The sequence below is a fragment of the Sphingomonas sp. GW821-FHT02B09 genome, from assembly GCF_059421875.1.
In genome coordinates this window covers 1052043-1072193 of record NZ_JBWKVV010000001.1, presented here as the reverse complement: position 1 = coordinate 1072193, position 20151 = coordinate 1052043, and the positions used below count along the sequence as shown (strand labels likewise).

The following is a 20151-nucleotide window of genomic DNA, read 5'->3' as shown; positions in this document are numbered from 1 at the left end:
GCTATCGCGGCGGCTCGGCGCGGTCGAGCAGGCGGCGCGCCTGTTTGAGATGCGGTGCATCGACCATCCGGCCGTCGACCTGCAACGCCCCCGCGTCGGGCGCCGCGGCGAAGGCGGCGACGATGCGCTGCGCCGCCTCGACCTGTTCGGCGCTGGGGGTGAAGGCGGCGTTGATCGCGGCGACCTGCGTCGGATGGATCGCCATCATCCCGGTGAAGCCGTCGCGCGCCGCGCGCCGCGCATAAGCGGCGAGGCCGTCGAGGTCGCGGAAGGCGGGATAGACGGTGTCGATCGCCGCCACCCCGGCGGCATGCGCCGCGAACAGCGTCAGCGACCGCGCCATCTCATAGGGCTGCGTGTAGCGGCCGTCGTCCTCGCGGCTTGTCGCTGCGCCGATCGCGGCGGGCAGATCCTCCGCCCCCCACGTGATCCCGGCGAGCGCCACGCCTGCCGCCGCATAGCTGCCGAGCGCGAAGATCGCCGCCGGAGTCTCGGTGGCGATCGGCAGGATCGGCGCGTCGATACCGGCCGCGGCGAGCCGCTGCGCGAGCTCGCGGACGCTGGGTGCGCCCTCCGCCTTGGGCAGCACGATCGCATCGGGGGCGAGGCCGTGGAGCGCGGCGATATCCTCGGCGCATAATGCGGTATCGAGCGGATTGACCCGCACGAACAGCCGCACCGCGCCGCGCGGTTCGCGCAAGTGCGCCGCCACCGCCTCGCGCGCCGCCGTCTTGGCGCTGGCCGCCACCGAATCCTCGAGATCGAGGATCAGCGCGTCGGCACCGCTCGCCACCGCTTTAGCGAACCGCTCCGGCCGGTCGCCCGGCACGAACAGGAGCGAGCGCAGCCTCATGCCACCGACCGTTTGAGCAAGGCGGTGCGCAGGCACTGGCAGACGATCTCGTCGCGCTGGTTGAGCATGCGATGCGCGAAGGTGACGATGCCCGCGTCGGGCCGCGAGCGGCTGTCCTTCAGCTCGACCACCTCGGTCTCGGCGCGCAACGTATCGCCGAGGAACACCGGCTTGGGCATCACCAGCTTGTCATAGCCGAGATTGGCGACGAGCGTGCCGAGCGTCGTGTCGCCGACCGACAGGCCGACCATCAGCGCGAAGGTGAAGGTACCATTGACGAGGATCTGACCGAATTCGCTCGCGCGCGCTGCCTCGGCGTCGAGGTGGAGCGGCTGCGGATTGTGCGTCATCGTCGAGAACAGCAGGTTGTCCGTCTCGGTCACCGTGCGGCGGATGTCGTGGACGATACGGTCGCCGACCTGCCATGCGTCGAAGCTGCGTCCTGCCATCAAACCTCCTCCACTGCGATCCGCGCGAGCAACGTCCCCTCGGGCACCTGCGCGCCCTCCGTGACCTTGAGCTCCGCCACGACACCGTCGAACGGCGCGACCAGCGCCTGTTCCATCTTCATCGCTTCCAGCACGAGCAGCCGCTCGCCGCGCGCGACGGCCTGTCCCGCGGCGACCAGCACCGCGATGACGCGGCCCGGCATCGGCGACAGGATCGCGCCATCGCCTTCGCCGCCGCCGGCGATCGCATCGGCGCGAGGGGCGCCGAACGGCCACGCCTCGCCGTCGAGGAACAGCACGCCATCGGCGACGATCCCGCCGGCGACGGGATGCTCGACGCGATAGGGCTTGCCGCCGACCTCGACGTCGATCGCAGTCGCAATCGCACGATTGGCACGGAAGCCGCGCAGCGCCACCCACGGATCGTCACCCTGCGGCAGCAACGCCGCCGCCGCGGCGCCGAGCATCGCGGGGGAGGGGTCCGCCGCCGGGATCAGATCGGCGGCATGGCGTTCGATGAAGCCGGTATCGACGCGCCCCGCGACGAAATCGGGATGCGCCGCCGCGCGGGCGAGGAAGGCGGCGTTGGTCTTCACCGGCCAGACCTGCGTGCCGCGCGCCGCCGCGGCGAGCCTCGCCGCCGCCTCTCGCCGCGAACCGCCATGGACGATCAGCTTGGCGATCATCGGGTCGTAGAAGGGCGTCACCGCGCCGCCTTCCTCCACACCGCTGTCGACGCGCACGTCGGCGGGGAAGCGCAGCCGGTCGAGCGGCCCGGTCGAGGGCAGGAAGCCGCTCGCCGGATTCTCGGCATAGAGCCGCGCCTCCATCGCCCAGCCTTGGATCGACAGTTCGTCCTGCCGGCGGGGCAGCGGTTCGCCCGAGGCGACGCGGAGCTGCCATTCGACCAGATCCTGCCCGGTGATCGCCTCGGTGACGGGATGCTCGACCTGCAACCGCGTGTTCATCTCCATGAACCAGATGCGATCGGCGCGCAGCCCGTCCGAACCATCGGCGATGAACTCGATCGTGCCGGCCCCGACATAGTCGACGGCCTTCGCCGCCCGCACCGCCGCATCGCAGACCGCGGCGCGGGTCGCGGCGTCCATGCCGGGGGCGGGGGCCTCCTCGATCACCTTCTGGTGGCGACGCTGGAGCGAGCAATCGCGCTCGAACAGATGGACGACCTGCCCGTGCGTATCGCCGAACACCTGCACCTCGATATGGCGCGGCGACAGGATGTACTTTTCGATCAGCACTTGCGTGTTGCCGAACGAGGCGGCCGCCTCGCGCTGGCAACTGGCGAGCAGCTCGGCGAAATCCTCGCGCGCATCGACCTTGCGCATCCCCTTGCCGCCGCCGCCGGCGACCGCCTTGATGAGCACCGGATAGCCGATCGCGTCGGCCTCCGCCTGCAGGCGTTCGGGCGACTGGTCGGCGCCGAGATAGCCCGGCGTCACCGGCACGCCGGCGGCGATCATCCGTTGCTTGGCGGCATCCTTGAGGCCCATCGCGCGGATGCTGGCGGGCGGCGCGCCGACCCAGACGAGGCCCGCGGCGACCACCGCCTCGGCGAATTCGGCATTCTCCGACAGGAAGCCGTAGCCGGGATGGATCGCCGCCGCGCCCGTCTCGCGGGCGGCGGCGAGGATGCGATCCTGCCGCAGATAGCTGTCGGCGGCGAGCGCGGTGCCGATGCACACCGCCGCATCCGCCTCTCGGACGAAGGGCATGGCGGCATCGACGTCGGAATGGACCGCAATCGTGCGGATGCCGAGCCGCCGCGCGGTGCGGATGATGCGGCGGGCGATTTCGCCGCGATTGGCGATGAGCAGGCTCTCGATCATGGCCATCACATCCGGAACACGCCGAAGGACGGCGATTGGGGAATGGGCGCGTTGAGCACCGCGGAAAAGGCGAGGCCGAGCACGTCGCGGGTCTGGACGGGATCGATGATGCCGTCGTCCCACAGCCGCGCGGTGGCGTAATAGGGGTTGCCCTCGTCCTCGTATTTCTGGCGGATCGGCGCCTTGAACGCCTCCGCCTGTTCGGGCGTCCAGCCATCGGCGTCGCGATGCACGGTGGCGAGCACGCTCGCCGCCTGTTCGCCGCCCATCACCGAGATGCGCGCATTGGGCCAGCTGAACAGGAAGCGCGGGGAATAGGCGCGCCCGCACATGCCGTAATTGCCCGCACCGAAGCTGCCGCCGATCAGCACGGTGATCTTCGGTACCGAGGCGGTGGCGACCGCGGTCACCAGCTTGGCACCGTTCTTCGCGATACCTTCCGCCTCATACTTCCCACCGACCATGAAGCCGGAAATGTTCTGGAGGAACAGCAACGGGATGCGCCGCTGGCAGGCGAGCTCGATGAAATGCGCGCCCTTCAAGGCGCTTTCCGAGAACAATACGCCATTGTTGGCGAGGATCGCCACCGGCATGCCCCAGATGCGCGCGAAGCCGCAGACGAGCGTGGTGCCGTACAACGGCTTGAACTCGTGGAAGTCCGAACCGTCGACGATCCGCCCGATCACCTCATGCACGTCATAGGGCGCGCGCACGTCCTGCGGCACGATGCCGTATAGCTCCTGCGGGTCGAGCTTCGGCGCCCGCGGCGCGGCGATCTCGATATCGACCGCCTTGGGCCGGTTGAGCGTCGCAACGATATCGCGGACGATCAGCAGCGCATGCTCGTCATTCTCGGCGACGTGGTCGACGACGCCCGACTTGCGCGCATGCGTGTCGGCGCCGCCCAGCTCTTCCGCGGAGATGACCTCGCCGGTCGCCGCCTTGACCAGCGGCGGGCCGGCGAGGAAGATCGTCCCCTGATTGCGGACGATCACCGTCTCGTCGGACATGGCGGGGACATAGGCACCGCCCGCGGTGCAGCTGCCCATCACGCAGGCGATCTGGGCGATCCCCTCCGCCGACATCTGCGCCTGGTTGAAGAAGATGCGGCCGAAATGATCGCGGTCGGGGAACACCTCGGCCTGATGCGGCAGATTGGCGCCGCCCGAATCGACCAGATAGATGCACGGCAGGCGGTTCTCGCGCGCGATCTCCTGCGCGCGGAGATGCTTCTTCACCGTCATCGGGAAATAGGCGCCGCCCTTCACCGTCGGGTCGTTGGCGATAATAAGGCATTCGCGGCCCGAGACGCGGCCGATGCCGGCGATCATCCCCGCGCCGGGGGCATCGCCGCCGTACATGCCGTTCGCCGCCAATGCGCCCACTTCGAGGAACGGCGAGCCGGGGTCGAGCAGCCGCTCGACGCGGTCGCGCGGCAGCAGCTTGCCGCGCGCGACGTGGCGGGCGCGATGCTGCTCCGAGCCGCCGAGCGCGCTGGTCGCGACCGTCTCGCGCAGCGTCGCGGCGAGCGCACGATTGTGCGCGTCATTGGCGGCGAAGTCGGTGGAGGCCGCGTCGATCGCGGTACGCAGCACCGTCATTGCGCGCGCGGCGCGTCGTGGCCGATCAGCTCGCGGCCGATCAGCATGCGACGCACCTCGTTGGTGCCGGCACCGATGTCGAGCAATTTGGCGTCGCGCCAATAGCGTTCGACCGGCCAGTCCTTCGTATAGCCCGCGCCGCCCAGCGCCTGGATCGCCTCGCCGGCAACCTTCACCGCGCTTTCCGAGGCGAGCAGGATGCAGCCCGCGGCATCGAAGCGCGTCGTTCGTCCCGCGTCGCACGCCTTGGCGACGGCGTAGACATAGGCCCGCGCCGAGTTGAGCGCGACATACATGTCGGCGACCTTGGCCTGCATCAGCTGGAACTCGCCGATCGGCCGGCCGAACTGCTTGCGCTCGCGGACATAGGGCAGGACGACGTCAAGGCACGCCTGCATGATGCCGAGCTGGATGCCCGACAGCACGACGCGCTCGTAATCGAGCCCCGACATCAGCACCTTCACGCCGCCGTTGAGCGGCCCCATCACCTGATCGTCCGGGACGAAGCAATCGTCGAACACCAGTTCGGCGGTCGGCGAGCCGCGCATGCCGAGCTTGTCGATCTTTTGCCCGATCGAGAAACCGGCGAAATCCTTCTCGATCAGGAAGGCGGTGATCCCCTTCGATCCGGCATCGGGGATCGTCTTGGCATAGACGACCAGCGTGTCCGCATAAGCGGCGTTGGTGATCCAGAATTTGGTGCCGTTGAGCCGCCAGCCGCCATCGACCTTGTCGGCGCGCAGCTTCATCGAGACGACGTCCGACCCCGCGCCCGCCTCCGACATGGCGAGGCTGCCGACATGCTCGCCGGAAATCAGCTTCGGCAGATATCTGGCCTTCTGCTCGGCATTGGCCCAGCGGCGGATCTGGTTGACGCACAAATTGGAATGCGCGCCGTAGCTCAGCCCGATCGCGGCGGACGAGCGGCTGATCTCCTCGCAGGCGATGAGATGTTCGAGATAGCCGAGGCCGAGCCCGCCATCCGCCTCCTCGACGGTGATGCCGTGCAGACCCAGCTCGCCCATCATCGGCCACAATTCGCGCGCGAAGCGATCCTCGGCATCGACCGCGGCGGCGATCGGTTCGATCCGGTCGAGCGCGAAGCGGCGCGTCGTGTCGCGGATCGTGTCGGCCATCTCGCCGAGCGCGAAGTCCAGTTCAGCCATCAGTCTCTCCACCGTCTTTTGCGGCCTTGTAGCCGCTCGTCCGTCACATGGAAAATTGAAAGACGTGCAAGAACATCATAGAAACCGTCTATGATCGATCGCTACCATCTTCGCTATTTCCTGTCGGTGGTCGACACCGGCAATTTCTCGCGCGCCGCGGCGGCGTGCAACGTCTCGCAGCCGACCCTGTCGGTCGGCATCGCCAAACTGGAGAAGACGCTGGGCCGCAGCCTGTTCGACCGCACCAACCGCCGCGTCGCGCTGACCGACGCCGGCGCGCGGCTGGTCGCCTCGGCCCGCGCGATCGAGGCGGGGTTCGCCGAGGCGGAGCGGGCGGTGGCGGAGACCGCACCGGTGCGCACGCTGCGGCTCGGCGTGCTGGTGACGACGCCGCGGCGCTGGATCGAACGCCTGCTCGCCGACCAACGCAGCGCCCCCGGCGGCGACCGGATCGAGATCGTCGAGGGCAAGGAGCGCGACCTGCGCGAGCGGCTCGCGCGCGGCCGTATCGACCTCGCGCTGACGCTGCTGCGCGACGGCGACCCGCCCGAGGCGCGGCTGAAGTTGCTCGGCGAGGGCTATGCGCTGGCGCTGGGTCAGGCGCATCCGCTCGCCGGCACGCCGGTGATCCGCGCCGAACAGCTCGTCAACGATCCGATGATCGTCCGGCGCCATTGCGAATTGCTTCCCGAAACCAGCCGCTTCTTCACCACCCGCGGCGTCCGCCCGGTGTTCGCCGCGCGCACGACCAGCGACGACAAGGCGTTGAGCTACGTCCGCGCCGGGCTCGGCGTCACCGTCATGCCCGAGGGGTTCCGCGAGGATGGCGTGGTGCTCGCGCATCTCGACGGCTTCGATTTCAGCCGCGACATCGGGCTGGTGTTCGCCGCGCACGCCGATGCCGAGGCGCTGCGCCACGGCTGGCTGGCGACGTCGCTGGCGCGGGCAGTCGAGCCGCCCGCGCCGGACTGACGTTCAATACATCGGCATGCCGCCGGTCACCGGCACGATCGCCCCGGTGATGTAGCTGCCCTCGTTCGAGGCGAGCAGTACATAAGCCGGCGCGAGTTCGCCCGGCTGGCCGGCGCGGCCGAGCGGGGTCGATTCGCCCAGCGTCTCCAGCTCGTCGCTCGGCTTGGCGATCGGCTGGATCGGCGTCCACACCGGCCCCGGCGCGACCGCGTTGACGCGGATGCCCTTGGGCGCGAACAGGTTGGACAGGCCGATCGTCAGGCTGCTGATCGCACCCTTGGTGGTCGCATAGACGATCATGTTCTCGGTCGCGGTCTTCGCCTGGATGCTCGTCGTGTTGACGATCGCGGAGCCCGGCTTGAGGTGCGGCGCCGCCGCCTTGGCGAGGCGGATCATCGCGAAGACGTTTGCGGCGAAGGCGGCCTCCATCTCGGCATCGTCGATACTGTCGATATCCTCGTTGATCGTCTGCGCGGCGGCATTGTTGACGAGGATGTCGAGCTTGCCGAGCTCCGCCACCGTCTGGTCGACCAGGGCGGTGCACTGCGCGACGCTGCGGATGTCGCCGGGCAGCAGCAGGCAACGCTTGCCCGCCTTCTCGACCCACGCCTTGGTATCCTCGGCGTCGACCTGCTCGTCGGCGAGGTAGGAGATGGCGACGTCGGCGCCTTCGCGGGCATAAGCGATCGCCACCGCCTTGCCGATGCCCGAATCGCCGCCGGTGATCAGCGCCACCTTGCCGTCGAGCAGGCCCTTGCCGCGATAGCTGTCCTCGCCGTGATCGGGACGGTTGCGCATCTTCGCCTCGATGCCGGGGGCGGGCTGCTGCGGCTCGTCGGGGAAGCGGGTGGGGGCGCTGGTGCGGGGATCGTTGGTCATCGGGGTTCCTGTCTGGGGCGTGTCGCAGCAGGAACGAGGCAGGCCGGCGTTCGGTCCGTACCCCGTGCGATCACGTCTGCCAGCCCCCGCCGAGCGCGAGGAACAGCTGCACCTGATCGGCGGCGAGCCGGCTTTCCGCCGCGGCGAGCGTCTGTTCGGCACCGATCGCGGTGCGCTGCGCGTCGAGCACCGGCAGGAAGCCGGTCCGCCCGGCGCGGAACAGCGTCTCGGCATCGCGCGCCGCCTTGCCCGCTTGACGGCTCGCCTCGCGCAGCGCCGCCACCCGGTCGAGATCGCGCGCATAGACGGTCAGGCCGCTCTCGGTCTCGCGCAGCGCGGTCAGCACCGTGCCGTCGAACCGCGCATAAGCGGCATCGCTCTCCGCCTGCGCCGCGGCGATCCGCGCCCGCACCCGCGTCCGGTTGGGGAATTGCCAGCTGATCAGCGGTCCGAGCGAGAATTTGAACGTGTCGCTGCCCAATGCCCGCTCGGCAAGGCCGACCGAACCGACCGAGGCGCCGAGCGCTATGCGCGGATAGAGATCGGCGGTTGCGACGCCGATCCGCGCGGTCGCCGCACGCAGCTCCCATTCGGCGCGGCGCACGTCGGGGCGACGGCGCAGCAGCGCGGCTCCGTCGCCGATCGGGATCGGCCGGTCGAGATGCGGCTCGCCGGTACAGGCGGCGACATCGCGGTCGAACTCGGCGGGCGGTCGGCCGGTCAGCGTCGCCAGCCGGTACAGCGCCAGCCGCTGCGCCGCCTGCAACGCCGGCATCGTCGCGCGCACCTGCGCCTCCTGCGTCGTCGAGCGCGTCGCATCGAGCGAGCCGCTACGCCCGGCGCGGACCAGCCGCTCGGTCAATCGCGTCGTCCGGCTCTGCAGGTCGAGCGCGCGCTGCGCGACGCCGATCTCGCGCGCCGACGAACAGGCATCGAGATAGGCGCGGGTGGTGTCCGCCGCGACGGTGATGCGGACGCTGTCATAGGCGGCGCGGGTCGCGGCGACATCGGCATCCGCCGCCTCGATCGCGCGGCGCACTTGCCCGGCGAGATCGAGCTGATAGGAAATGCCGGCGCTCGCCGCATAGACGAACGAACGGGGCAAAGCCGCGCCGGGCCGCAATTCCTCCTCCGCCGAACGCTGCGCATAGCCGGGCGACGCCTGCACCTGCGTCTGGACGCGCCGGCCATCCTCGGCGACGTCGAGCGACGCTTGCGCGCGCGCAATATTCGCCGTCGCGACGCGCAGGTCGGTATTGGCGGCGAGCGCCTGTTCGACTAGCCGGTTGAGCCGCGGATCGCGATAGAGCTGCCACCAGCGGTCGGGCACCGGCGCCAGCGCCGCGAACGCCGCCTCGTCGCCGCCGACGAACGGTGCGGTGGCGCTCGGCCGCGCGATCACCGCGGCGCCGGGCCGATGGTAATCGGGTCCGGCGGTGGTGCAGCCGGCGAGCAGCGTGGCGGCCAGTAGCGCGATGCGGCGCGTCATGCTCGCGCTCCCGCCGCCACCTGCCTGGCGCGCGGCAGCACCTCGACCGTCGCGGTACGGCCGACCACCAGCATCTCGCCGCGCGGCAGCCGGTCGATCGCCACCCGCACCGGAATGCGCTGCGCCAGCCGCACCCAGCTGAAGGTCGGATTGACGTTGGCGAGCAAATTGGCGCCGGCGCTGCGATCGCGATCCTCGATGCCGCCGGCGATGCTCTGCACATGGCCGGCGATGATTTGATCGTCCCCCATCAGCCGGACGCGCACGGGATCGCCGACATGGACGCGCGGCAGCTTGGTCTCCTCGAAATAGCCGATGATATGCAGCGAGCCGCGGTCGATGATCGCGAATTCGGGATGGCCGGCGGTGGCATAGTCGCCGGGCCGCAGATCGAGGTTGCTGACCGTGCCGGCGACGCTGGCGCGCACTTCGGTCCGGGCGAGGTTGAGCTGCGCGGTCTGCAACGCGATCTGCGCCTGCGACACTGCGGTGGCGAGCTGCGCCACCTTGGCGTCGCCCTGTTCGCGCACCTCGCCCGCGACGAGGTCGCCGAGCGTGCGGTTGCGCTGCGCCTCGCGCCGCGCCTGCGCCAGTTGCACCCGCTGCGCCGCCACCGCCGCCGCCGCCTGCGCCACCGCCAGCCGGTAGCGCGGCCGGTCGACGCGGAACAGCGGCGTCCCCGCCGCGACCGGCTGGTTGTCGCGGACCAGCACCTCGGTGACGAGGCCGGAGACGTCCGGCGCGACCTGGACGATATCGGCGCGCACGCGGCCGTCGCGCGTCCACGGCTCGGTCTCGTAATGCGCCCAGAGCCGGCGACCGGCGACCACCGCGAGCAGCACGACGGCGAGCGTGACGCCGATCCGCAGGACGACGCGCAGGGAAGGATGTGGAGTCATGGTCTTTCTAGCTGAAAAAAGCCGCGGCGGGGTCGCCGCCGGTGATCAGGCCGGCGATCCCGGCCCACAGGACGATGGTCAGCGCGACGTCGAACAGGCCGCGATGCCAGACGAAACGATACAGCCGCGCCCGCGCCAGCGCCCAGCCGATCGCCTCCGCCAGCACGAAGGCGAGGATCGCGGCGAGCAGCAGCGGGTGGACGAACACGCCGCCGATATCCAGGTCGGCGGTCATGCCGCCGCCTTCGCATCGTGCCAGTCGGGCGCGGCGGGGAAGACGTTGCGCCGCAATCCGACGAGATTGATCAATTGCCCGCGCTGTTCCTCGGGATCGGCGATCGTGCGGCCGGCGGCGATCGCACCGTCGATCCGGTCGAGCAGCTCGGCCGGGGGCGCGACATCGTCCCCGCTGGCGAGCGCGCGGAAGTGGCGGGCCAGCGCGGCGCGCAGCGCGGCATGGTCGGCAACGGGCGCAATCTGCGCGATGCTCAGCCCCATGCGCAATTCGCGCAGCGTCGCGGCGGCGGCGTCGCGCTCCTCGTCCTCCACCTCGCCGATGCGGCTGGCGAGCAGGCCGACGCGGTCGAGCATGCGGCTGCGCCACGCTGCGATCTGCGCCACCGCCGGGTCCGCCGGGCGTTCGGCGAGCGCGGCGAGGTCGCGCCAGCCGGCGCGGCGCAGCCGGCGGATCGCGGTGCCGGCGCCGATGCTGCGGATCAGCCGCGTCATCACCATCGCCGCGGCGATGCCGATGATCTGCGCGACATTGGCGTTGAAGAAGCTCGCCGCGTCGACGGTGAAGCTGTTGGTCAGCGCCAGCCCGCCCGCGAAGCCGAGCATCATCGGCACCATCCGCCCGTACCAGCTCGGGTTCGCCATCACCGCGCCCATCGCGAGCAGCGGCGGTGCCATCGCCAGCGTCAGCATCGCGAAGCCGTCGATCGCCGGCAGGATCGCGAACAGATAGAGCGCGGCGAGCGGCAGCGACGCGATCGTCCACAGCAGGAAGCCGCGCTGCGCCGGCACCGGATCGTCCAGCGTCGCGAAGAAGCAGCAGACCACCGCCGCGATCATCGCCGCGACCGCCCCCTCCGGCCAGCCGGTGGCGATCCAGAACAGGCAGCAGCCGAGCACGGTCAGCAGCGTCGCGGTCGCGGACAGCAGCGCCAGCCCGTAATCGCGATGCAGTGGTCGTGCGGCAACGGCGCCGAGCGCAGGCGGCGGACGGCCGGCGGGATCGGCGACCGCCGCCACCAGCGTCCGCGCCTCGGCCAGGGCGAGCACCAGCTCCTCCAGCCGGGCGAGCAGGTTGAGCGCGAGCAGGTCGCGCCAGCCGTCCGCCGCAATCGCGTCACGCGCAATCCGGAGTGTGGCGGTCACCGGCGCGGCGGGCAGGGCGGGGGTGGTCACCCAGTCGCGCACCGTCGCCACCGCATCGGCCAAAGGCGCGGGCAGCGGCCCGGCGGCGATCAGGCTGCGCCAGCGGTCCTCGACCGCGGAGACCAGCGGGATCAGCAGCACCAGCCGGTCCTGCATCCCGGTCAGCAGCGCGCGCGTCGGGCGAATGCGCGCGGTGTCGAACGGGATATGCGTCGCGGTGACGTGCAGGTCGGTGATGTCGCCGGCGAGCTTGCGCCGCTCGCGTCCGGTGCTCGCCACCGGCGCGGCGGCGAGCACGTCGGCGATCCACGCCTCCGCCTCCGCCAGCACCCCGGCGACGCGGCCGCCGAACACCTGGCTGACGCTGCGCGGCCATATCACCGCATGGATGAACGCGGCGCAGAGCACGCCGATGCCGATCTCCTGCACGCGCAGCACCGCGGTGTCGAAGATCGCCTCGGGATGCGTCACCGACGGAAAGCCGATCAGCGCCGCGGTATAGCCTGCCAGCATGAACAGATAGGATCGCGGCGTCCGGTCGAGCAGCGAGACGAACTGGCACAGCGCCACCCACGAAGCGAGCGCCAGCGACAGCAGCACCGGCGCGTTGACCAGCGCCGGCACCAGCAGCACGGTGACGATCCCGCCGACCGCGGTGCCGGCGAGCCGGAACACCGCCTTCGACCGCACCGCGCCGCTCAGCGGCTGGCTGGTGATATAGACCGTCGCCATCGCCCAGAACGGCCGTTCCAGCCCGAGCGAGAAGGACACGAACAGCGCCAGCATCGCCGCCGCGAAGCAATTGACCGAGAACACCGTCTCGCGCAGCCCGATCCGCATCGCCGCCGCTCAGCCCTGTTCGTCGAGGCGCGTCATCGTCGCATGGAGCCGGTCGAGCACCCGCGTCGCGACCACCAGCTCCTCCGCCTCGATACAGGCGAGCAGCGTCTGGCGGATTTCCGCCGTCCGCGCCTCGACCTGTGTGGCGAGCGTCGTACCCGCGGCGGTGAGGTGGAGCAGGCGCGCGCGCTTGTCGGTGGTGTCGACGCGCCGCTCGACGAGGCCGCTGCGTTCGAGCTGGTCGATCAGCGGCACCACCGACGGCGCCTCGACGCCGAGCTGGTCGGCGAGCGCGCCCTGACGCAGCCCTTCGGCGGCGCGGCCGATCAGCATCACCGCCAGCGCCGGCGTATGCGACAGCGATAGGCCGGCGAGGCCGTCGTCGAGCGCGCGCCGATAGCGACGGCCGAGCGGCACGAGGTGCGCCGAAAAAGCGCGCATCTGGGCAGGGGTAGGACGGGTCACCCGGCGCAGATAGATAGGTAGCTAACTAATCGCAAGGGTCTTGTTATGGCGCGGCAGGCGTCGCGCACGTTTCACAATCGCATTGCATGGGCGGCGCAACGTCACCGGAGCACCATCATGATTCTCGATCGCCGCATGCTGATGAAGACCGCCATGATCGGGCTGGGCGCCACCGCGCTGCCCGGCGGCGCGCTCGCGCTCCAGGCACTGGGCAACGCCCGCGGCTTCACCCATGCGGTGGCGAGCGGCGAGCCCGCCGCCGATTCGGTGCTGCTGTGGACCCGCTACGTTCCCGCCGACGGCGGCCCCGTCGAACTGCGCGTCGAGGTCGCGGAGACCCCCGACTTCGCCCGCATCGTCACCGGCGGCGCGCAGATCACCGGCCCGTGGCGCGACCATACCGCCAAGATCACCGTCGACGGCCTCCAGCCCGGCCGCAGCTACCATTACCGTTTCGTCGCGCCGGATGGCAGCCACTCGCCGGTCGGCCGCACCGCGACACCGCCCGAAGACGGCATGAAGACCTGGCGCGCCGCGATCTTCTCCTGCTCGAACATCGGCTTCGGCTGGTTCAACGCGTATGCGAACGCGGTCGCGCAGGGCGGCTTCGACTGCGCCATCCATCTCGGCGATTATCTCTACGAATATGCGCCGGCGCATTATCCGCTGCCCGCCGACGCCGTTCCCGGCCGCACCCCGGCGCCGCAGAGCGAGATCATTCACCTCGCCGATTATCGCCTCCGCTACGGCAGCTACCGCGCCGACCCCGATCTCCAGGCGCTGCACCGCGCCATGCCGATGATCGTGCAATGGGACGATCACGAGAGCGCCAACGACAGTTGGGAGGGCGGCGCCGAGAACCATACGCCCGAAACCGAGGGCGACTGGAATGCCCGCCGCGCCGCCTCGATCCAGGCCTATCGCGAATGGATGCCGGTCTCGGACGAGCCGTGGAAGGCCTATGACATCGGCGGCCTCGCGACGCTGTTCCGCACCGAGACGCGGCTGCTCGCGCGCACCCGCCAGCCCGATGTGGCGCCGCTGTTCCGCGCCGCCGATCCCGTCGCCGCGCTCAAGGCGTTCCGCGACGGTCCGTGGCAGGACCCGGCGGTGACGATGATGGGCAGCCAGCAGGAGGTGTGGCTGAGCCACGCGATGCGCGCCTCGGTACGCAGCGGCCGGCCGTGGCAGATCGTCGGCTTCGGCACGATCATGGGTGCCACGGTGATGCCGCCCGAGACGCAGGGCTGGCTCGCCGCGATGAAGCCGGAGGCGCGCGGCTACATTCAGGCCGGCGTCGCCGCCGGCGCGCTGGGACTGCCGTTCAATTACGACAATTGGGGCGGCTATCCCGCCGCCCGCGCGCGCTTCCTCAAGTCGGTGCAGCAGATCGGCGGCAACACCGTGCTGATCTCGGGCGACAGCCACAACGCCTGGGCCTACGACCTCGTCCAGGACGGCCGCCCCGCCGCGGTCGAATTCGCCGGCCACAGCGTCACCTCGCCGGGGTTCGAGAGCAGCGTCGGCACCGATCCCGCGCAGGTCGCCGCCGCGCTCGTCCGCGCCAATCCCGAGCTGAAATGGTGCGACACGTCGCGCCGCGGCTATATGGCGATGACCGTCGCCGCCGATCGCGTCACCAACGAATGGATCATGGTCGACGGCATCAAGGCGCGGAACGCCCGCGGCACGGTCGGTCATCGCGCGACCGTGTTGCGCGACCGCCACACGATGGCGTGATCCGTATCACTTCAACACAAACGTTTGCGAGAAACTTGATACCGCAATCAAAACGACGCCGAAGCGTCACACCCTGCCCCTAACCGCACGGTCGACCGCGGTCGTGCGGTCGCATTGGGGAAAGTCATGTCATTGCCGTTCATCGCCGCGCGCCATCGCCGCGGCGCGTTGTTGCTCGCCGTCTCCATCGCCGCGCTCGGCCAGGCCTCCGCCGCCGCGGCGCAGACGGCGCCGGATGCCGCTGCGCCCGCCGCCGCGGCGCAGGGTGACGATCAGGACGGCGTGGTCGTCGTCACCGCCGCGCGCACCACGCGCTCGGCGGTGACGATCGACGGCGCCGAGATGCAGAAGGTGCTGCCCGGCGTGAACCCGGTCAAGGCGATCCAGACGCTGCCCGGTGTCCAGTTCGAGACCGCCGATCCGTGGGGCAACAACGAACAGAACATCTCGCTGATCGTCCACGGCTTCAACCAGAACCAGCTCGGCTTCACCCTCGACGGCGTGCCGCTCGGCGACCAGTCCTACGGCAATTACAACGGCCTGTCGCCGCAGCGCGCGGTGATCAGCGAGGATGTCGGCTCGGTCCGCCTGACCTCGGGCGCCGCCGATCTCGCCACCGCCTCGGCGAGCAACCTCGGTGGCGGGCTCGAGACCTATACCAGCCAGCCGACCGCGCGCGCCGGCCTGCGTTTCGCGCAGACGCTCGGCAGCTATGACGCGCAACGCACCTATCTGCGCCTCGACAGCGGTAATGCCGAGGCGTTCGGCGGCACCAACAGCGGCTATCTCTCGATCGTCCGCCAGAAGGCGCGCGCCTGGGAATTCCCGGCGCGACAGGGCGGCTGGCAGGCCAATGCCAAATTCGTCCACAAGGGCGAACACGGCACGCTCACCGGCTATGCCGCGCTGTCCGATAAGGCCGAGCCCAATCAGGATTCGGTCGCGCACAATGCCGGCGGGCTGGAGCCCTATTATCGCTCGTTGCTGTATCCCGATTGGCAGGCGGCGCTGCGCTACGTCGACGCCAACGGCAAGCCGCCGGCGAACAACCCCAACAATTACGCCAATTATTACGGCGATGCGCAGCGCACCGATTACCTGTTCTACGTGAAGTACGACTATCGCTTCAGCGATGCCGTCACCTTCAGCAACCAGGTCTACGGTCATCACGACGAAGGGCAGGGGCAGATCGTCGGACCGGTGTCGGCGGCGGGGCTGCCGGCGCTGTTCTCCGTCTATTTCCCCGGCCAGAACCTGAAATCGGTCTTCGGCAATTCGGGCTATGCGCTGCGCACGACCGAATATGGCATCGATCGCAAGGGCGTGCTCTCGTCGCTGGCGATCACCGCCGGCGATCACGAGATCGGCCTCGGCGGCTGGTACGAGCACAATCGGAATACGATCTTTCGCAATTGGTATGCGGTGCCGGTCGATGCGCCGCCGCCGTCGCCTTATGAATGGGCCGACCCGGCGCTGCTGAAGCTGACGCAATATGCCAGCGTCACGAGCTACGACGTCGTCCAGCTTCATCTGCAGGACCGCTGGCACGTCACGCCGACGCTGACGATCGAGGGCGGCTTCAAGTCGAGCCTGCAATTCGCCAATGGCCGCGTCCTCGTCCAGCCGCTGCCGAACGCGATGCCGCTGCCCGGCGGCACCTCGACGCGCTATCCCGAAGGGCAGCTCAACACGCGCAAATGGTTCCTGCCGGCGATCGGCGCGGTGTGGGACGTGACGCCCGACGATCAGATTTTCGGTCACATCCAGCAGAACGTCCGCCAGTTCCAGGCGTCGATCGCCGGCGGCCTGTCGCCCTATAACGTCGGCAGCCAGGACCTGTTCGACGCGATCAGGAAGAACACCCAGCCGGAAAGCTCGTGGACCTACGAAGCCGGCGTGCGCGCCCGGCATCACGTCGATGCCGGCCCGCTGACCGCGATCGAGGGACAGATCAGCGCCTATCACGTCGATTTCAGCAACCGGCTGTTGCAGATCAGCTCGACGCAGGTGATCGGCTCGGTGCTGGGCGGCGCGAGCATCCTTCAGAACGTCGGCGCCGTGCGCACCAACGGCATCGACGCGGCGGCGACGTTGCGCTTCGGCACGTCGGTATCGCTCTACAATGCGCTGTCGTACAATCGCTCGCGCTACGCCGACGATTACAAGAGCGGCAGCAGCGTCATCGCGACCGCCGGCAAGGACGTGCCCAACGTCGCGCGCTGGCTGAACAAGACCGTGCTGACGCTCAACTCGGGCCCGTTCGAGACGCAGGTGATCGGCGATTACGTCGGCCCGCGCTTCGCGACCTACACCAACGACCAGTCGGTGCCGGGCCGGTTCCTGCTCAACCTGCAAGCCGCCTACACGCTGCCGCAGGACGTCGTCGCGGGGCTCCACAACCTGCGGTTCGCGGTCAACATCACCAACCTGACCGCCCGCCGCGGCATCTACGAGATCGCCGGCGTCGGCGTCGTCAAGACCTACAACACCTACGCCCAGCCACCACGGATGGCGTTCTTCACTTTGTCGGGGGGCTTCTGACGCAGCGGGTGCCCGGACGCCCCGGGCACCCGCAGCATTTCATCGTTTGTCAAACATTGGGGGGCGTAGAATCCCCCTAGCGCACCCGCCGCAGCCGCCCGCGGAACAGTCCGCGGTGCGTCACCGCCTCGAACATCTCGCCCGGCCCCTCGGGGTCGAGCACCTCATTGTCCGCCAGCCATTTCTCGACGCCGTCCAGATCCGGCACCGTATAGGGCCGGAGCGAGCGGCCCGGCCCGCGCAGCCGCTCGATCGTCTCGATCAGCGACCCCGTCTGCTCGATCAACTGGCCGACGCGCTCCGCCGGCACGTCGAGATGCTCGGCGATCAGGTCGTTGCGCACCGCGACGATCTTCGCCTCCAGCCCGTCGTCCGGATGCCGCGCGGCGTCGAGCACCACGTCGCATTCGGTGTCGAGCCGCAGCGAACGGTTGTTGATGTTCGCCGAGCCGACGCGCAGCTGCCGGTCGTCGACGATGGTGATCTTGGCGTGGCAATAGATCGCCGTGCCGCCGCGGGTGAACGGATGGTACAGCCGCAGCCGCCCGTGCGTGTCACGCCGCCGCAGCGTCTCGACCAGCCGTGCGCGCGCGGTGTCCATCGCCAGCGGCTCGAGCCAGCCTTGCGCGGTCAGCGGGTTGACGATGACGATCTCCGGCCCGTCCGCCTCGTCCAGCCGCGCCGCGATCGCCTCGGCGATTCGGCGCGAGGCGAAATACTGGCTCTCGCAATAGATGTGGCGGCGCGCGCTGCGGATCTGGTCGAGGAACAACGCCTCGATCTCGGTCACCGGCGCTTCGTCCGGCATCTCCGGCTGGCTGCGCGCGATGCCGAGGTCGACGCCCTCGAAGGTCGCTTCGAGCGACGCCGGCCAGCAGCTGCCCTCGCTCTCGACCGGCGGCAGCATCACCCCCGTCGCCAGTTTCCAGCGCTGCCGGCACAATTCGCCGAGCGCCGCCGCCGCCGGACCGGTGATCGCGGTGGTCGCGTCGTGCCACGGCTTGTACGGCTTGCCCCCCGGCAGCTTGCGGCCGGGATCGTCGTCGCGGTGCGCGCGCGTGTCCCAGCGCTCCGCGGTCATGTCGATGCCGCCGCAGAAGGCGAGGCAATCGTCGATCGAGACCAGTTTCTGGTGATGCGACGAGGCGGTCGGGTGGTGGTGGTCGAGCTTGACGTGGATGCGCGGATGGCGCGCCCATTTCAGCACGGTGAACATCGTCTTGCCGCGGAACACCGACTTCATCGCGCCGACGTCCCAGCGCAGCAGGTACAGCTCCAGCTCGGGATTGCGCTCGACCAGCCAGTAGAGGAAGTCGCCGACCGTCTCCGGCCCCTCGGTGGTGCCGGTGCTGCCGACCAGCCGGATGCGCGCGTCGAAGTCCCAGCCGACCAGCATGATCCGCCGCTTCGCCTGCGCGAACGCCTCGCGCGCGACCCCGAAATAGCGATCGGCATCGACGATCACCGACAGCCGCTCGGCGCGGGCCACCCGCCATACGTTGCGGCCGGGCTCGAACACCCCTGACGATGAAGTGGCTGGTTCGCCCATGGTCGTGCGCTAAGTCCCGTTAACGGCCATAGATGCGGTCGAGCACCTCGGCGCTGCGCGCGAACAGCGTCGCGGCTGGATCGAATGCGGGCGAGGCAGCGAGCTGCTCCGCCCAGACGGCGGCCGACCGCGCACCCCAGGCATCGGGTGGCGCGGTCAGCGTGGTCGCGTGCGTACCGGTGAAATGCTGCGCCGTGAAGTCATAGAAGGAGCCGGCGACGTTGCGCAGCGCCGCGCCGCCCCTCGTGCCGTAGAAAGCGGCCTCGATCACCGCGTCGCTTTCCATTCCGCCTCGCGCGTCACCCTCCACGTCACGCGCCGCCCAGCTCGCAGTGCATCTCGGCCGCGATTCGAGCACGGCTCGCCATCGCGATCGGCACGCGTCCGACGCCGGCTTGCGCGGCGACGTGAAGCTTGCGATGGAACGTTACGCCACCGATTCCTGTTAGAGTGTGTTGATGAGAGACGATCCGACGGATACTGTGCAGACCCAGGACGATCTCGGTCAATTCCCGCGGACCGGCCGCTTCCTCATGGGCCGTGGCCGCATGCGGATGACGCTCGAGGAGCGTCGTGTGCTCGAGGACGCGGCAACGACGGTGAAGGACTATCCGGCGCGCCACCACCTCGTCCGGCGTGGCGAGCCGGTCGAGACCAGCATGATGCTGATCGAGGGCTACGTCACTCGCTACATGGACGATCGCGAGGGCTATCGACAGCTCGTATCGGTCCATATCCCGGGCGATTTCGTCGATCTCCATGGCTTCCCGACCGGCCGCCTCGATCATGACATCGGCACGCTCGGCCCGGTCAAGATGGCGCTGTTCGATCATCAGACGCTGGTCGGCATCACCGAAGAGCATCCCGCCCTGACCCGCTTCCTGTGGTTCGCAACCCTGATCGACGCGGCGATGCATCGCGAATGGATCTTCCGCCTCGGCCGCCTCGGCGCCGAGGGCCGGCTCGCGCACTTCTTCTGCGAGCTTTACGCGCGGCTTGAAATGGTCGGACTGGCGCGGGACGGCAAGTTCGACCTGCCGCTCACCCAGCCCGATCTCGCCGAGGCGTGCGGGCTGACCGGCGTCCACGTCAACCGCACCTTGCGCACGTTGCGCGAGCGGGCGCTGCTTACGTTCAAGAACGGCCGCGTCGAAATCCTCGACCACCGCGGGCTCTGCGCCGTGGCCGAATTCGCCAGCGACTATCTCTATTCGGATGTCGGCGTTTGGAAGGCGGGATGACCTTCGCAGACGAGCACGCCGGCCGTCCCTATGCCGTCCAGACCGAGGCGGGGATCGTGTCGGTGGAGAACGGGCAGGTGCTGCTCGATGGTCCCGGCGGCGTGGCGGTGGCGATGACCCCCGCGGCCGCCGCGGAGACGGGGCGCCGCCTGCTCGCCGCCGTGCATGCGGCGCAAGCGCAGGCCAATCAGCCGGGGTGACGTGCCGGGATCAGCGGCTATGCTAGGTCGCTGAACGATC

Annotated in this window: 18 protein-coding genes; 5 read left to right on the top strand and 13 right to left on the bottom strand. The window is 69.6% G+C overall.

Annotated features, from left to right (window positions below; genetic code table 11):
- Window position 1 precedes the first annotated feature (1 nt).
- The 5 genes from AC07U4_RS04965 to AC07U4_RS04945 are packed head-to-tail and all read right to left on the bottom strand — an operon-like array spanning window position 2 to window position 5916.
- Window positions 2–853: an HpcH/HpaI aldolase/citrate lyase family protein gene (locus tag AC07U4_RS04965; protein ID WP_495194631.1), complete on the bottom strand. Its 852-nt coding sequence runs from the start codon at window positions 851–853 to the stop codon at window positions 2–4.
- Window positions 850–1302, bottom strand: coding sequence for a MaoC family dehydratase (locus AC07U4_RS04960; protein ID WP_495194630.1), 453 nt, complete (start codon window positions 1300–1302; stop codon window positions 850–852). The genes AC07U4_RS04965 and AC07U4_RS04960 overlap by 4 nt, the downstream gene beginning before the upstream one ends.
- Window positions 1302–3149 carry an acetyl/propionyl/methylcrotonyl-CoA carboxylase subunit alpha gene (locus tag AC07U4_RS04955; RefSeq protein WP_495194629.1) on the bottom strand — a complete coding sequence of 616 codons (1848 nt, stop codon included), beginning with the start codon at window positions 3147–3149 and terminating at the stop codon, window positions 1302–1304. Before AC07U4_RS04955 ends, AC07U4_RS04960 begins: the two co-directional genes overlap by 1 nt.
- Window positions 3150–3154: 5 nt before the next feature.
- Entirely contained in the window at window positions 3155–4750 is a 1596-nt protein-coding gene (locus AC07U4_RS04950; protein WP_495194628.1) for a carboxyl transferase domain-containing protein, read from the bottom strand.
- Window positions 4747–5916 (bottom strand): isovaleryl-CoA dehydrogenase, encoded by a 1170-nt coding sequence (locus AC07U4_RS04945; protein ID WP_495194627.1) that lies wholly within the window; start codon window positions 5914–5916, stop codon window positions 4747–4749. The genes AC07U4_RS04950 and AC07U4_RS04945 overlap by 4 nt, the downstream gene beginning before the upstream one ends.
- Window positions 5917–6006: 90 nt before the next feature.
- On the opposite strand from AC07U4_RS04945, the gene AC07U4_RS04940 reads away from it, so the two are divergent.
- Window positions 6007–6888: a LysR family transcriptional regulator gene (locus AC07U4_RS04940; protein WP_495194626.1), complete on the top strand. Its 882-nt coding sequence runs from the start codon at window positions 6007–6009 to the stop codon at window positions 6886–6888.
- A 3-nt stretch (window positions 6889–6891) separates the two neighbouring features.
- Here AC07U4_RS04940 and AC07U4_RS04935 read toward each other — a convergent pair whose 3' ends face one another.
- The 6 genes from AC07U4_RS04935 to AC07U4_RS04910 form a co-directional block, all read right to left on the bottom strand.
- Complete coding sequence (locus tag AC07U4_RS04935) at window positions 6892–7767, bottom strand: SDR family oxidoreductase (protein ID WP_495194625.1); 876 nt, start codon at window positions 7765–7767, stop codon at window positions 6892–6894.
- A 70-nt stretch (window positions 7768–7837) separates the two neighbouring features.
- Entirely contained in the window at window positions 7838–9256 is a 1419-nt protein-coding gene (locus tag AC07U4_RS04930; protein WP_495194624.1) for an efflux transporter outer membrane subunit, read from the bottom strand.
- Window positions 9253–10155: an efflux RND transporter periplasmic adaptor subunit gene (locus AC07U4_RS04925; protein ID WP_495194623.1), complete on the bottom strand. Its 903-nt coding sequence runs from the start codon at window positions 10153–10155 to the stop codon at window positions 9253–9255. Before AC07U4_RS04925 ends, AC07U4_RS04930 begins: the two co-directional genes overlap by 4 nt.
- Before the next feature lie 7 nt (window positions 10156–10162).
- Window positions 10163–10390: a DUF1656 domain-containing protein gene (locus AC07U4_RS04920; protein WP_137896946.1), complete on the bottom strand. Its 228-nt coding sequence runs from the start codon at window positions 10388–10390 to the stop codon at window positions 10163–10165.
- On the bottom strand, window positions 10387–12375 hold the full coding sequence (locus tag AC07U4_RS04915) for an FUSC family protein (RefSeq protein ID WP_495194622.1): 1989 nt from the start codon (window positions 12373–12375) through the stop codon (window positions 10387–10389). Before AC07U4_RS04915 ends, AC07U4_RS04920 begins: the two co-directional genes overlap by 4 nt.
- A gap of 9 nt (window positions 12376–12384) precedes the next feature.
- On the bottom strand, window positions 12385–12840 hold the full coding sequence (locus AC07U4_RS04910) for a MarR family winged helix-turn-helix transcriptional regulator (protein ID WP_495194621.1): 456 nt from the start codon (window positions 12838–12840) through the stop codon (window positions 12385–12387).
- A gap of 117 nt (window positions 12841–12957) precedes the next feature.
- Here AC07U4_RS04910 and AC07U4_RS04905 point away from each other — a divergent pair, with 117 nt between their 5' ends.
- Together AC07U4_RS04905 and AC07U4_RS04900 are read left to right on the top strand one after the other, a co-directional pair.
- Window positions 12958–14580 carry an alkaline phosphatase D family protein gene (locus tag AC07U4_RS04905; protein WP_495194620.1) on the top strand — a complete coding sequence of 541 codons (1623 nt, stop codon included), beginning with the start codon at window positions 12958–12960 and terminating at the stop codon, window positions 14578–14580.
- Window positions 14581–14706: 126 nt separating this feature from the next.
- Window positions 14707–17121 carry a TonB-dependent receptor gene (locus AC07U4_RS04900; protein ID WP_495194619.1) on the top strand — a complete coding sequence of 805 codons (2415 nt, stop codon included), beginning with the start codon at window positions 14707–14709 and terminating at the stop codon, window positions 17119–17121.
- A gap of 76 nt (window positions 17122–17197) precedes the next feature.
- Here AC07U4_RS04900 and AC07U4_RS04895 read toward each other — a convergent pair whose 3' ends face one another.
- Both AC07U4_RS04895 and AC07U4_RS04890 read right to left on the bottom strand, forming a co-directional pair.
- Window positions 17198–18670 carry a phospholipase D-like domain-containing protein gene (locus AC07U4_RS04895; protein WP_495194618.1) on the bottom strand — a complete coding sequence of 491 codons (1473 nt, stop codon included), beginning with the start codon at window positions 18668–18670 and terminating at the stop codon, window positions 17198–17200.
- A 19-nt stretch (window positions 18671–18689) separates the two neighbouring features.
- Window positions 18690–18956: a hypothetical protein gene (locus AC07U4_RS04890; protein WP_137896952.1), complete on the bottom strand. Its 267-nt coding sequence runs from the start codon at window positions 18954–18956 to the stop codon at window positions 18690–18692.
- Window positions 18957–19128: 172 nt separating this feature from the next.
- Here AC07U4_RS04890 and AC07U4_RS04885 point away from each other — a divergent pair, with 172 nt between their 5' ends.
- Entirely contained in the window at window positions 19129–19911 is a 783-nt protein-coding gene (locus tag AC07U4_RS04885) for a Crp/Fnr family transcriptional regulator (protein WP_495194617.1), read from the top strand.
- Window positions 19908–20111 carry a hypothetical protein gene (locus AC07U4_RS04880; protein WP_038660422.1) on the top strand — a complete coding sequence of 68 codons (204 nt, stop codon included), beginning with the start codon at window positions 19908–19910 and terminating at the stop codon, window positions 20109–20111. The genes AC07U4_RS04885 and AC07U4_RS04880 overlap by 4 nt, the downstream gene beginning before the upstream one ends.
- The last annotated feature ends 40 nt before the right edge of the window (window positions 20112–20151 follow it).